This is a genomic window from Hymenobacter gelipurpurascens, from assembly GCF_900187375.1.
GTDB classification, from domain to species: Bacteria; Bacteroidota; Bacteroidia; order Cytophagales; family Hymenobacteraceae; genus Hymenobacter; species Hymenobacter gelipurpurascens.
On the sequence record NZ_FYEW01000002.1, the window covers coordinates 1 to 13,221 of the forward strand.

General features: G+C 53.0%; 11 protein-coding genes and 1 tRNA gene. 4 read left to right on the top strand and 8 right to left on the bottom strand.

Annotated features, from left to right (window positions below):
- Positions 1 to 712: 712 nt before the first annotated feature.
- The 4 genes from CFT68_RS11830 to CFT68_RS11845 all read right to left on the bottom strand — a co-directional run bounded on the left by CFT68_RS11830 (position 713) and on the right by CFT68_RS11845 (position 5,194).
- Positions 713 to 1,984 (bottom strand): adenylosuccinate synthase, encoded by a 1,272-nt coding sequence (locus CFT68_RS11830; protein WP_088843774.1) that lies wholly within the window; start codon positions 1,982 to 1,984, stop codon positions 713 to 715.
- On the bottom strand, positions 1,984 to 2,331 hold the full coding sequence (locus CFT68_RS11835) for an STAS domain-containing protein (protein ID WP_088843775.1): 348 nt from the start codon (positions 2,329 to 2,331) through the stop codon (positions 1,984 to 1,986). The genes CFT68_RS11830 and CFT68_RS11835 overlap by 1 nt, the downstream gene beginning before the upstream one ends.
- Positions 2,328 to 2,819, bottom strand: coding sequence for a Fur family transcriptional regulator (locus CFT68_RS11840; RefSeq protein ID WP_088843776.1), 492 nt, complete (start codon positions 2,817 to 2,819; stop codon positions 2,328 to 2,330). The genes CFT68_RS11835 and CFT68_RS11840 overlap by 4 nt, the downstream gene beginning before the upstream one ends.
- A gap of 155 nt (positions 2,820 to 2,974) precedes the next feature.
- On the bottom strand, positions 2,975 to 5,194 hold the full coding sequence (locus CFT68_RS11845) for a RelA/SpoT family protein (RefSeq protein ID WP_088843777.1): 2,220 nt from the start codon (positions 5,192 to 5,194) through the stop codon (positions 2,975 to 2,977).
- Between the two features lie 246 nt (positions 5,195 to 5,440).
- Between CFT68_RS11845 and CFT68_RS11850 the strand changes: the two genes are divergently transcribed.
- The 4 genes from CFT68_RS11850 to clpX all read left to right on the top strand — a co-directional run bounded on the left by CFT68_RS11850 (position 5,441) and on the right by clpX (position 9,222).
- Positions 5,441 to 5,522, top strand: a tRNA-Leu gene (locus CFT68_RS11850).
- A 127-nt stretch (positions 5,523 to 5,649) separates the two neighbouring features.
- A complete protein-coding gene (tig, locus tag CFT68_RS11855) occupies positions 5,650 to 6,978 on the top strand; it encodes a trigger factor (RefSeq protein WP_088843778.1) in 1,329 nt (442 codons plus the stop codon).
- A gap of 111 nt (positions 6,979 to 7,089) precedes the next feature.
- Positions 7,090 to 7,797, top strand: coding sequence for a ClpP family protease (locus CFT68_RS11860; protein ID WP_088843779.1), 708 nt, complete (start codon positions 7,090 to 7,092; stop codon positions 7,795 to 7,797).
- 201 nt (positions 7,798 to 7,998) lie between these two features.
- Positions 7,999 to 9,222: an ATP-dependent Clp protease ATP-binding subunit ClpX gene (clpX, locus tag CFT68_RS11865; protein ID WP_088843780.1), complete on the top strand. Its 1,224-nt coding sequence runs from the start codon at positions 7,999 to 8,001 to the stop codon at positions 9,220 to 9,222.
- 89 nt (positions 9,223 to 9,311) lie between these two features.
- Here clpX and lpxB read toward each other — a convergent pair whose 3' ends face one another.
- From lpxB to CFT68_RS11885, 4 genes are all read right to left on the bottom strand, one after another.
- A complete protein-coding gene (lpxB, locus tag CFT68_RS11870) occupies positions 9,312 to 10,421 on the bottom strand; it encodes a lipid-A-disaccharide synthase (protein WP_088843781.1) in 1,110 nt (369 codons plus the stop codon).
- Between the two features lie 146 nt (positions 10,422 to 10,567).
- On the bottom strand, positions 10,568 to 10,990 hold the full coding sequence (locus CFT68_RS11875) for a 6-pyruvoyl trahydropterin synthase family protein (RefSeq protein WP_088843782.1): 423 nt from the start codon (positions 10,988 to 10,990) through the stop codon (positions 10,568 to 10,570).
- Between the two features lie 128 nt (positions 10,991 to 11,118).
- A complete protein-coding gene (locus CFT68_RS11880) occupies positions 11,119 to 12,081 on the bottom strand; it encodes a FecCD family ABC transporter permease (protein ID WP_245815374.1) in 963 nt (320 codons plus the stop codon).
- Positions 12,082 to 12,129: 48 nt separating this feature from the next.
- The gene (locus tag CFT68_RS11885; RefSeq protein WP_088843784.1) at positions 12,130 to 13,044 is read right to left on the bottom strand and encodes an ABC transporter substrate-binding protein; all 915 of its coding nucleotides are present in this window, start codon (positions 13,042 to 13,044) and stop codon (positions 12,130 to 12,132) included.
- Between the last annotated feature and the right edge of the window lie 177 nt (positions 13,045 to 13,221).

Sequence of the window (13,221 nt, forward strand, 5' to 3'; positions counted from 1 at the left end):
GGCCGGCTCATCTAGCCGGCGTGTTTCTCTTTTCTTTACGCTGCCCACCGAAGCGGGCGACAAAGGTAAGAGCTTATGTTCAGCTGGCAAACTTTCTGGAGAAATTCTTTTTCTCAGTTCGTGTGCCGTAACCCCTTCCAGTTGAAGCGGGCTGCAAAGGTAAGAACCTTTTTACTTGCTTTGCAACTCAAAAAGCGGAAAAGTTTTTTCAGGCTTTCGTCGTTTCCAGCCCGCTAGGCCTCTTTCGAGGTGAAGCGGGGGTGCAAAGGTAACCAGCTTTTCTCTACTTCCAAGCCCGAGGCCAAATTTCTTTTTTCTCGGTCGAAGACGAAGCGCTTCCGGTCGAAGCGGGTGGCAAAGGTAAGACCAAGATCTTCGACTTTCCAACTCCCCGCGTAACTTTCTTTTCTGCGTTTCCGTAGCCCCGATCCGTTCGATTTGGGAGTGCAAAAGTGCACGACTGTTTCTGTATTTCCTAGTGTATACCTAAAGTTTCTTGGCCACTATGTGACCAGCTGCTCTGGGTTGGCTGTGGAATAACTACTTACGTAGCGAGATTGGTTCACACTAAAGTAAAGATTTCTAAATAAAGTCGGGAAGTTCGTTGCACTACGCTCTGTAGGCCTATACAAGCTTTATAAAAGCACTAAACAAAAAAGCCGAGCAACAAAGAATGTCACTCGGCTTCTAACTTTACTTATAGGAGTAATCCTTACTGCAAATGCAGTGTGCTTACCCGATCTGGCCCCACACTCACAATACTTACAGGAACCTCCAGATGTTTTTCCAAGAACTGAACGTAGCTTTTCAATTCAGCTGGTAAGGCATTGGAGTCCGTCACTTCTTGCAGATTGGTGCGCCAACCTGGTAGACTCTCATATATAGGAGTCATATTCTGCAGGTCGCCGTGGTCCGGAAGATGGTCCGTTTGCTTGCCATCGGCAGTGAGATAGTGGGTGCAGACCTGTATTTCCTCAAACTCGTCGAGGACATCTGCTTTCATTAAGTGTATTTCCGTTACGCCATTCAGCATGATGCTATAGCGTAGGGCGGGCAAATCGATCCAGCCGCAACGACGAGGGCGTCCGGTAGTAGAGCCAAACTCGCGGCCAGCCTGGCGAATCTGCTCCCCTACTTCATCTAGCAGCTCTGTTGGGAATGGTCCGCTGCCTACGCGGGTGCAGTAAGCTTTGCTGATACCATATACTTTCTTGATGTGACTAGGGGCAATGCCTAGGCCAGTGCAGGCACCTGCTACAATAGTGCTGGAGGAAGTAACGTACGGATACGTGCCAAAATCAATGTCGAGCATGGAGCCTTGCGCACCTTCGGCCAGAACGTTTTTGCCTTGCTTGAGCAAATCGTTGAGTAGATATTCTGTATCCGTCAGTTGTAGGGTGCGCAAGAATTCTACAGCAGAGAAGAAGTCTGCTTCAAAATCCGCTATTTCTAGTTCCTTCCCGTGGAACTGCGCCAACTGCGTGTGGCGGGCTACTGCTTCTTGATACCGTTCGTTGAAATCAGGAAGGATAATATCTCCAACGCGTAGGCCAGTACGGCCAATCTTGTCTTGATACGTAGGCCCTATGCCTTTCAGGGTAGAGCCAATTTTGCTGCCACCACGCGCTTCCTCATTAATCCGGTCGAGGGCGCGGTGTGAAGGCAAGATGAGCTGGGCCTTACGCGAAACGTACAGGTTCTTCGCCCAATCAATACCGCGGTCAGTGAGCTTTTGGAGTTCTTGGCGGAAAACGAAAGGATCGAGTACCACACCATTCCCTACTACATTAATAATGTGAGGGTGGAATATACCAGATGGCACTTGATGCAGGACGTGCTTGATACCATCGAAGGTAAGGGTATGGCCAGCATTGGGGCCGCCCTGAAAACGGGCTACTACATCATAGGTAGGGGCAAGTACATCTACGATTTTTCCTTTGCCCTCATCTCCCCACTGCAATCCAACTAGTACGTCAACGGGCATTAGTTTGTGGCTTTTAACTGTTGAGCGGCTGATGCTTCATCGTCCGCAATAGAAAAAATGGCGTTCAGCTTGGTTAGAGCCAACATCTTACGCGGATGATCAGCTGGATTGATTAAGAGCATCTCCCCCCCACGGCTGCGGAACTTAGTTAGCAACGACACCAATACACCAATGCCGGTGCTATTGATGTAGCGAATCCCGGACAAGTCTACTGCGCAGTTGCGGAGGTCTTCGCCGAGGTGCTGATCGACGCTTTGAAGGAGTTGCTGGGTATCGGGGCTACCGATTAGGTCGCCGGAAAGGCGCACAAAGAGGATACCGTCCTGGACGGTGGAATCAGTTTTCATTCGGCTAGAGAGCGGGCAGCGGCTTTTGCGCGGCAGTCGCCGCATACGCCGTAAAGGTTTAAAGAGTGGTGCAAGATATGGAAGTTGAGTAACTCCCCGACCATTGTCTGGATGCCATGGATGCGCGGGTCGCAAAACTCCACCACTTTATGACACTCCGTACAAATGACATGGTCGTGCTGGCGGTAGCCGTAGCTCTTCTCATACTGGGCTAGATTTCGGCCAAACTGATGCTTACTGACTAGGCCATGCTCCACCAGCAAATCCAACGTATTATATACCGTTGCACGGCTAACCTGCAGGCCCTGCTCCTTCATACCTGCGAAGAGTTCTTCTACATCAAAGTGCCCGGTACGCGAGTAGATTTCTTCTAGGATGGCATACCGCTCCGAAGTTTTGCGCAGGCCTTTATTCTCGAGATATGCTGTGAAGATCTTCTTCACCTCCTCATATTTCTCTTTATCGAGATGCTTCTCCGTTATGGACATTTTTGGCAACCTTATATATAAGGAGTAAAACAGCTGAATTCTATAAGAGGTTTTCTCTGGCTTCGTTGGTTGCAGCCACGATAAACTGACTTAACAACCAAGCGCGTTTCCTTCTCCTTGTACTGTTTTATACCCTACACTTTTGTTTAAATTTTTTAAGGCCTAACCTGTGAATCAAAGCGTTCTACCTGAAGCACGCCGCTCACCCTGGACAACCGCTGAATCAATTTATCGAGATGTGCGGTGTCGTTGACAAAGACCATAATCTGGCCTTCAAACATTCCGTCGTTTGAGTCGATGGTGATAGAGCGCATGTTCACTTTAAGGCTGTTGCTGATGATGCGGGTCACATCATTTACCAGGCCTACGCGGTCGGAGCCTTTGATGCGGATACCGGCCAGGAAGGCTAGCTCCAGCTGCTCGGTCCATTTGGCACGCACGATGCGGTTGCCGTAGTTCGACATCATCTGCACTGCTTTTGGGCAGGATGTCCGGTGAATCACAATGCCTTGGTCGGTTTCGAAGCCGAACACATCGTCGCCGGGGATGGGGTTGCAGCACGGAGCAATGGTGTAATCGAACTTATCCGTCCTCTCCCCTATTACCAACATGTTGGCACTGACACCCCGAATCTTCTGCACCTCATGGTCGAAAGCTTTGGGTTCCAGCATAGAAGGTGGCCTAGGAACTTCGACACTGGCATCAAACAGATCGGCCTTGATTTCGCGGCCGTCAATCTGGCCTATAGCCACGCGGTAGAAGAACTCCTGAATACTGTGGGTATTAAAGTGGGCCAGCAGCCGGTTGAGATTATCCTGCGAGTACTCTAATCCCAGCAGTTCCAGCCGCTTTTCGACCAAGAATCGTCCGTCTTCAGATTTAGCCTTCTTATCGTCCCGCAGCCAATCCTTTATTCTACTGCGTGCTTTCGATGTGATGACGTATTGCAGCCATTCTTCCGTAGGCCTCTGCTTTTGCGAGGTCAGAATCTCTACCTGGTCACCGTTGCGAAGTTCGTAGCTGAGCGGCTGTAGCTTCTGGTTTACTTTAGCCCCGAGGCACCTTAGGCCTATGTGCGTATGAATTTCAAAAGCGAAGTCTAGCGCGGTGGCTTTATCAGGCAGGATAACTAATTTTCCTTTGGGCGTGAAGGCGTATACCTCCTTCACGAATAGGTTCTGCCGGAACTCATCCATGAACTCCAGGGCGCTGGAATTATTGGTTTCGAGCATTTCGCGGACTTTATTGATCCAGGCTTCCAGCGTCGATTCAGGCTGGATGGCGCCGGAGTCTTTATACTTCCAGTGCGCGGCGTAGCCTTTCTCGGCAATGTCGTCCATGCGCCGGCTCCGGATCTGTACTTCCACCCACTGCCCGGAGCGCGACATAACTGTAGTGTGCAACGACTCGTAGCCGTTGGCTTTAGGCGTGCTCACCCAGTCGCGCAGACGGTCGGGGTTTGGTTGATAAAAGTCCGTGACGATGGAATACACCTGCCAGCAGGCAGCTTTTTCCTGTTCTGGCGGCACATCCAGAATAACCCGAATGGCAAACAGGTCATACACCTCATCAAAGGTGATGTTCTGCTTGCGCATTTTCTTCAGGATAGAGTAAATGCTTTTGGGGCGGCCTTTAATTTCGTAGCCGAAGCCTTGCGCTTTAAGCTCGTCATCAATCGGCAACACAAACTCCTTAATAAAGCGGTTGCGGGCGCTGCGGCTCTGGCGCACCCGGTTCACCAGCTCATTATATACGTCGGTGTCAGTGTACTTCAGGTACAGGTCTTCCAGCTCCGTCTTGATGGCGTATAGGCCTAGACGGTGGGCTAGCGGCGCGTAGAGGTAAATCGTTTCGGAAGCAATTTTGAGCTGCTTGTGACGCGGCATCGAGTCCAGCGTCCGCATATTGTGCAGGCGGTCGGCGAGCTTGATGAGAATAACGCGCACGTCTTCCGAAAGCGTGAGCAGCATCTTACGGAAGTTCTCGGCTTGCTCAGAAGTACCGTACTCAAATACGCCTGAGATTTTGGTGAGGCCATCGACGATACGCGCCACCTTGTTCCCGAACTCGCGTTCTACATCGGCAATTTCCCAGGGTGTGTCTTCTACCACATCATGGAGCAAGGCGGCCACAATACTGGTGGTGCCTAAGCCTATCTCCTCCACCACAATCTGGGCTACGGCCAGTGGATGCAGAATATACGGCTCGCCGGACTTGCGGCGCATTTCTTTGTGCGCCTCTAAGGATGTATTGAAAGCCTTTTTAATAAGCTTCGCGTCGCCTTCCTTTAAATAAGGCTTGGCAGTGCGGAGCAGGCGGCGGTAGTGACGCAGTATTTCCTGACGTTCTACTTCGGGGTCGATGACAGTAGGCATGGTACGCGGGCGACGCAGCAAGCGCCGGAGTAAGGACTGCTAAGGTACGGTATACAGCACCAGCATAAGTTAGTACTGAAGAGGAATTTCTGGGCCAGATATAGTCCCTTTCCTCTTAGAACAAGCCGCTAGGCCAGTTGGTGCAACCGCTGAACCCCCGTCTTTTATTTCTTTTAATGACGAGTAGGTTTGTTTTTAAAAAAGCCTTGTGTAGTTTTGCGCCCCCGAGGCAGTAGGCTTCCGGACGCGGATGTGGCGAAATTGGTAGACGTGCCAGACTTAGGATCTGGTGCCGCAAGGCGTGTGGGTTCGAGTCCCTCCATCCGCACTTACTTTTTTGGTTTTTCAAAAAAACCGCTTCTAAACCCTCAACCCACCCGTTGGGGGTTTATTTTTTTATTCGGGTTTCGGCCCGCTGTTCACACCCACGTAGTACCCTTAACCGACAACCCGTTTTGGACATTACCCTCGACAAGAAAGACGACCAGCTGAGTGCCATCCTGACAGTAAACCTAACGGAGGCTGACTACGCTCCCGCCGTGGAGTCGAAGCTGAAGGAATACAGCAAAAAGGCGCAGATCAAAGGGTTCCGCCCGGGCAAAGTACCCGTTACGCTGGTACGCAAAATGTACGGCAAGGGCATCCTGGTAGAGGAAATCAACGGCCTGCTGAGCAAGTCCGTTGATGACTATATCAAGGAGAACAACCTGAAGATCCTCGGCGAGCCGATTCCGGTTCCGACCGATGTAGATTTCGATACGCAGAAAGACTACTCGTTCCAGTTCGAGCTAGGCCTGCTGCCCGACTTTGAGCTGCCCGCCGACCAGGCTGTTGCCGTTGACCGCCACAAAGTGGAGCTCGACGAGAACACGCTGAAAGAGACCTACGAGCAGCTGGAGCGTCAGTTTGGCGAATCTATTGAGCCCGAAACGGCTGAAGCTACCGACTATATCTCGGGCAAGCTGAAAAAGGCTGACGAGGAAGGCGAAGGCCGCATCGTGTTGCTTCCCCTGAACAAGGTGAAGAACGGCGCTGACAAGTTCGTGGGCGTGAAAGTGGGTGACTCGGTTTCGTTTGACCTGAAAGATGCTTTCGACGGCGACGCTACCGCTATTTCCAGCTTCTCGGGCATGAGCAAAGAGGAAGCCGGCATGGTAGAAGGCGAGTACACGATGAGCATTGAGAAAATTCAGCGTACTACACCTGCTGAGTTCAACCAAGACTTGTTCGACAAAGTATTCGGCAAAGACATCATCACGTCGAAAGAAGATTTCGATGAGAAGGTGCGCTCAACGGTACAGGAAAACTACGACCGTGAGTCGGACAACCTGGTAAACCGTCAGATCATCGACAAGATGCTGGAAAGCACCACCATTGAGGTGCCGAAGGAGTTCTTCAAGAAGTGGTTGATCCGGGCCAACGAAGGCAAACTGACTGCTGAGCAGGTAGAAGAGCACTACGAGGACTACGAGAAGGAGCTGAAGTGGTCGATGATCCGCAACAAAGTGGTGGAAGCCAACGAGTTGAAGGTATCGAACGACGAAATCGTGGACCGCACGATGCAGAAGATTCTAGGCCAGTTCAACATGGAGATGACTCCGGAGCTGGAAGAATCGGTGCGCGGCTTTGCTGATAATTTCCTACGTCAGGAGAACGGCAAAAACTACGTAAACGAGTATGAAGCCATTCTGGCAGAGAAAGTGCTGGAAAACCTCCGCGGCAAAGTTGTTGTTAATGACAACTCGATTTCGGCTGAGGACTTCCGCAATCAGAATGCTGGCTAAGCGCTAACATTTTCGGTTTTCGAACCAACAAAAAAGCCCTTACTTGCCGTATGGGCTTTTTTGTTGCCTATACTTTTCGTTTGACCTATTTCATCTCCCACTTTTTCTGCCATGCTGAATAAAGAAGAGTTCCGCAAATTTGCCGTGAAAGGCCAGGGCCTCAGTGGCCTAGGTGTGGATCAATACATTCAACACGTAGAGGGTCAGACCCGCAATGGTCTGATTATGCCTACTGGTATGACCCGCTCGGTAATTGAGGAACGCCCCACTCGCTTTGCCGAGATTGACGTGTTTTCGCGCCTGATCATGGACCGTATTGTGTTCCTGGGCACGGCCGTAGACGACTACGTAGCGAATATCCTGACCGCTCAGATGCTGTTTCTGGAGTCCGTAGACGCCAAGAAAGACATTCTGCTCTACATCAACTCGCCCGGCGGCTCGGTTTATGCTGGCCTGGGTATCTATGATACCATGCAGTATGTGAACCCCGATGTGGCGACCATCTGCACTGGCCTAGCAGCCTCGATGGGTGCGGTATTGCTGGCGGGTGGTGCCAAAGACAAGCGCTCAGCTTTGCCCCACGCCCGTGTCATGATTCACCAGCCTTCGGGTGGCGCACAAGGCCAGTCGTCGGATATCGAAATCACGGCTCGTGAGATTCTAAAGCTCAAGAAAGAGCTGTACGATATCCTCGCCGAGCACACCGGCAAAACCTACCAGGAGATTCATGACAACTCGGACCGTGATTACTGGATGCGTGCTGATGAGGCCAAAGAGTACGGCCTGATTGACGAGGTCTTGGAGAAAAAGAAGGCCTAGTTACTGCACTAAGGTCATGTTTTGATTCGCTCAGCATGACGACTTTACAGGAAAAAGCTCGCTTCGGCGGGCTTTTTCTTTTTAATAGAGGCCTAGCATAGCGGCACTTTTTTAACGACGCAGGGCGTTGGCCTTTTCGTACCTTTGAGGTAGGTTAGCGAAAGCAATCTATCCTCCCCTATCCAGAGAGTTACCCTGACAATGGCAGATATAACGTGCTCCTTCTGCGGCAAGAGCAAAAAAGATGTTTCGGTTATGATTTCCGGCATCAATGCCCACATCTGTGAGCGGTGCGTAGGTCAGGCCCAGCAAATCCTGAACGAGGAAAATAAGATTCGGGCTAACTCCAAGACCCCGAAGTTTAATCTCGTGAAGCCCCGCGAGATGAAGGAGTACCTTGATCAGTACGTGGTAGGCCAGGATGAAGCCAAGAAGGTAATGTCGGTGGCCGTGTACAACCACTACAAGCGCCTGATGCAGAAACCGCAGAAGGACGATGTGGTGATTGAGAAGTCGAACATCATCATGGTGGGCGAGACCGGTACGGGCAAGACCTTCCTGACCAAGATGCTGGCCAACATCTTGCAAGTGCCTTTCTGCATTGCCGATGCTACCGTGCTAACAGAAGCTGGATACGTAGGCGAGGACGTGGAAAGCATCCTGACTCGTTTGCTCCAGGCCGCCGACTACAATGTAGAGGCAGCCGAGCGTGGCATCGTGTACATCGATGAGATTGATAAGATTGCCCGCAAGAGCGACAACCCCAGCATCACGCGCGATGTGAGCGGCGAGGGTGTGCAGCAGGCCATGCTGAAGCTGCTGGAAGGGACTACGGTAAACGTACCGCCACACGGCGGCCGCAAGCACCCCGAGCAGAAGATGATTACGGTGAACACCGAGAACATCCTGTTCATCTGCGGCGGTGCTTTTGTAGGCATTGAGCGCATCATCAAGAGCCGCCTTAACACCAAGCCGATTGGTTTTGCCAAGACGCAGCTGGAAGAAAAGATTGACACGCAGAATTTCCTACGCTACGTAACGGCCCAGGACCTGAAGTCTTTCGGTCTGATTCCGGAGCTGATTGGCCGCCTGCCGGTGCTCACCCACCTGAACCCACTCGACCACGCCACGCTGCGCAAAATCCTGACGGAGCCCAAAAACTCTATCGTGAAGCAGTATCAGCGCCTCTTCGACATGGAAGACGTGCAGCTGACCTTCTCCGAAGGCGCCCTGGAGTACATCGTGGTGAAAGCCGACGAGTACCGCCTCGGAGCGCGTGGCCTACGCAGCATCTGCGAAGCCATCATGACCGACGCTATGTTTGATATGCCTTCGGAAGAAGGCGTGAAGGAACTGGTGATTGACGAGGAGTACGCCCGGAGCAAGTTTGAGCAGACGGCATTGAAGCAATTGCGAGCAGCGTAATTGTTCGTTCCAGGTAAAACAGAAGGCCCGACAGAAATTTCTGTCGGGCCTTCTGTTTTACCTGGAACGAACAATTGAAAACTAATGGCCTACCCCTTCAAATACCCCACCATCAGCTTGGCCGCCTTCTCGGCGGATTTCTGCTGGCCTAGCTTCTCGCGGATTTCGGCGTAGCCGGCTTTCTGCTGGGCTATGAAGTCGTCATCAGCTGTTACCTTCTTGAGCTCCGTGACGAGGTTGCGGGAGTTGAAGTCACTTTGAATAAGCTCTTTCACGATTTCCTTACCCGCAATCAGGTTTACAAGCGAGATGTAGGGAACCTTGATGACGGCCTTGCTGATGGCATAGGACACGGCGCTGGTGCGGTAGCACACCACCTGCGGCACATCGAACAGCGCCGTTTCCAGCGTAGCCGTGCCGCTGGTAACGAGGGCGGCAGTGGCGTGGGCCAGAAGGTCGTAGGTCTGGTCGAAGACGATGCGGACATTGTTGCGTTCGAAGTTGGCGTAGTAGTTCCGGTCGAGGTTATCGACACCGGCCACGATGAACTGGTAGTCGAGGAAAGGTGGTAGGATGGCTACCATCTCGTAGAGCATCTCCTCGATTTCCTGCTTGCGCGAGCCCGGCAGTACGGCAATAATCTGCCGCATAGGGTCGAGGTTATTGCGGGTGTAGAAGTCATCAGACTTCTGGTGCTCAGCCACGGCATCAGAAGTGGGATTGCCGATGTAGTCTACTTTGTAATCGAAGCGCTGGTAAAACTCCTCCTCGAAAGGTAGAATCACGAACATTTTATCTACTACCGCTTTCACCTGGTGCACGCGGCCCTGGTTCCAGGCCCAGATTTTGGGCGAGATGTAGTAGAACACCTTCATGCCATTGGCCTTCGCGAACTTGGCAATGCGCATGTTGAAGCCGGCATAATCCACCAGAATCACGACATCGGGCTTGTAGGCCAGTAGGTCTTGCTGGGCTTCCTTCAGATAGCCGCGAAACTTCAGGATGCTGGTGGCAGCTTCCCAGAAACCCATAATGGCCATTTCCTGGTAGTGGTGCACGAGCTCTCCGCCGGCGGCCTGCATCATGTCGCCGCCCCAGCAACGGAATTCTGCCGCGGGGTCCTGCTCCTTCAAGGAACGCATGAGATTAGCGGCGTGGAAGTCGCCGGACCGTTCGCCAGCTATCAGGTAGTATTTCATTGGGTTGCTATACGATGCGCCTTCTTAAGAACGTCATGCTGAGCTTGCCGAAGCATCTCGCGTGCTGACGTTGGATTACTATTTCAATATCAGCACGCGAGAATCCTCGGCTGCGCTCGAAATGACGTTCTCACTTTACTTCCTACTTATCCCTCTTCGCCGAAATACTCCACAAAATTGCGGGGCGTTTCGAAAAGCTTAATGCTGTGCAGGCGGGCCGGAGAAATCTGTTCTATCTGAGGCTGCAGGATTTTCCAGAAAGCAATGACCAAGTTTTCGGTGCTGGCGAGCTGGCCCTGCATAAATGGCACGTCGAGGTTCAGGTTTTTGTGGTCTACCTGATCTACAACGTGCGTGCGGATGACGGTACTGAGTTGCTTGAGGTCAATGACGAAACCCGTTTCGGGGTTGGGCTTGCCCTTTACTGTCACAATAAGGTCGTAGTTGTGGCCGTGCCAGTTGGCGTTGGCGCAGGGGCCGAAGACTTCGGTGTTGCGTTCCTCGCTCCAGTTGGGGTTATAGAGCTTGTGGGCCGCGTTGAAGTGCTCTTGTCGGCTGATATATACCATTGGAAGTGTGCTGATGTACTAATCGGTTGTTGTACTGATAACGCGGCCACCAAAAGCTGCTTGGTATGATCTGTGGGCCTAGCTAGCGTAGGCCAGTACTTCACATTTCACACCTCAAAATCAACTCATCAACTCTGTTTTCGCAGCAAATATACGAAGAACGGTACGCCAAACAGGGCAGTAACTAAGCCTACGGGTAAGCCCGCCGGCGGATAAAGCAAGCGGGCCAGCAGGTCGCAGAGCAGCAGGAAATTGCCGCCGATCAGGGCGCAGAGCAGCATATTGGCCCGATTGGTAACGCCTAGCGCCCATCGGGTGATGTGCGGTACCATCAGCCCGACAAACCCTACGGGGCCACAAAGTGCTACTACACAGCCCGTGAGCAAGGAAGAAATGAGCAGCAGAATCCAGCGGGTGCGCGCCACCTCAACCCCCAGTGCCTGAGCCCGCTCTTCTCCTAAGAGCAGAATATTCAGGTCTTTTTGCACGGCCATCATTACCAGGAGGCCTAGCACGAGAGCCAGAGCCGGATACGGCAGCACAGCCCAACTGGCTTTCTCGAAACCACCCATAGCCCAGAACGTGATAGTGCGCAGCTTTTCCTGGGAGCTAGCCAGAAAAGTCAGTAGGCCACCCAGCGCCGTCATGAGTGAGCCGATGGCAATGCCGGCCAGCAACATTTGGCTGGGGATAAGCTGGCCGCGCCGGGTACCCAGTACTACTACTACCAAGGTGGTGCCGAGCGCGCCTATCAGCGCCGCCACCGGCGGCAGATAGATACCAGCCACCACCAGGTTCGGCAGAAAAGCAAAGGTCAGGATGGCGCCAAGCGCTCCGCCCGAAGCGGTGCCCAGCAAATAGGGGTCGGCCATGGGATTATTCACCATGGCCTGCATTAGGTAGCCACTGAATGCTAGGCCACCTCCGGCCAGCAATGCCAGCAACAGGCGCGGCAGCCGCAGTTCCACCAGCACCAGTTGGGCCGGGTCTTGGGGGTTGTAGTGCAATAGGGCGCGGCTGATGAGGGCGTAGTCGGTTTCGTAACTCCCTACGCGGAGGCCTACAGCCAGCAAAACTACCGTCAGCAGCAAACTAGCAAGTATCCAGGGAAGAGCTGGGCGCGTCATCAAGGGCACAATCTACTTAGTAGCGGCTTGGCTTTGCGCCACAATGCGTTGCAGTTCCCGCACCGACTCCACTACACGCGGGCCGGGCCGCTCCATCAAGCTCCCCGTAATGGCATGTACCTGCCGGGTTTGGTAGGCCCGAATGCGGCGCAGCTCAGGGTAAGTCTTGAAAAAGGTGCTATCGAGCTTGCCGAAGCTGCCCCCAATCAGCACATCGGGGTTTAGCTTGAGGATGTATTCACGGGTGAGAGCCGGATAGGGCTGCGCGAATTTCTCCACCACCGCATTTTGGCCGCCGGCCAGCCTGATTTTATCCGTGAACAACGTATTCTGACCGTATACATAAATAGGGTCTTGCCACGTGATGGCCAGCACGCGCGGCTTTGTGCTGGCAACCGGAGCTATCTGACGCAATTGTGTGCCTAGTGAATCGGTGAGACGGCGGGCCTGCGCCTCGCGGCCCAGCAGGTGGCCTAGGTCGCGCATTCCGCGCAACACATCTTCCACCGTTTCATACTGCTGAAAATACACCGGAATGCCAAGTTGCTCTAATCGGGCGGCATCATCGGGCGAGGTGATGCCGCTCACAGTAAATACCACATCGGGGTGCAGGGCCACGAGGCGTTCCATATCAAGCGGGTAGCTGTTGATAACCGGTTTTCGCAACGCAGCGGCCGGATAATCACAGACCTGCGTGCGCCCCACAATGGTGCTGGTATCGGCTACGGCGTAGAGCATTTCCGTCATGGAGGCGGCCAGGGCCATGATGCGGCGCGGATGGGCTGGCAGCGTCATGGAACGCCCCAAATCGTCGCGCACCTGTTGTGGCACGCCTGTACTAGTCGCTGTTATCGTAGCTTCGTTATCAGGACGGCAGGCCGCCAACAGACCTATCAGCAGCAAAGGAAGAAACCGGAAGGAGAACATGCAGGCAAAGGTAGCTGACCATTCCAGAGTACCTTCCGGCTTATTTCTAGGCCACTGCAACGCGTTGCCGGTTTATCAGTAGTGGCCTAGGGACTGTCCTGCTGGCTTCCGGTACTGCCTGAAACGGGTCGTAGGCCAGTCCTTCCGCAACATCTCGTTACTTTTGAGCAAAATCTC

Coding starts and splice junctions, on each gene's coding strand:
- CFT68_RS11830 (WP_088843774.1), bottom strand. CDS start 1,984: ATGCCCGTTGACGTACTAGTTGGATTGCAGTGGGGAGATGAGGGCAAA.
- CFT68_RS11835 (WP_088843775.1), bottom strand. CDS start 2,331: ATGAAAACTGATTCCACCGTCCAGGACGGTATCCTCTTTGTGCGCCTT.
- CFT68_RS11840 (WP_088843776.1), bottom strand. CDS start 2,819: ATGTCCATAACGGAGAAGCATCTCGATAAAGAGAAATATGAGGAGGTG.
- CFT68_RS11845 (WP_088843777.1), bottom strand. CDS start 5,194: ATGCCTACTGTCATCGACCCCGAAGTAGAACGTCAGGAAATACTGCGT.
- CFT68_RS11860 (WP_088843779.1), top strand. CDS start 7,090: ATGCTGAATAAAGAAGAGTTCCGCAAATTTGCCGTGAAAGGCCAGGGC.
- clpX (WP_088843780.1), top strand. CDS start 7,999: ATGGCAGATATAACGTGCTCCTTCTGCGGCAAGAGCAAAAAAGATGTT.
- lpxB (WP_088843781.1), bottom strand. CDS start 10,421: ATGAAATACTACCTGATAGCTGGCGAACGGTCCGGCGACTTCCACGCC.
- CFT68_RS11875 (WP_088843782.1), bottom strand. CDS start 10,990: ATGGTATATATCAGCCGACAAGAGCACTTCAACGCGGCCCACAAGCTC.
- CFT68_RS11885 (WP_088843784.1), bottom strand. CDS start 13,044: ATGTTCTCCTTCCGGTTTCTTCCTTTGCTGCTGATAGGTCTGTTGGCG.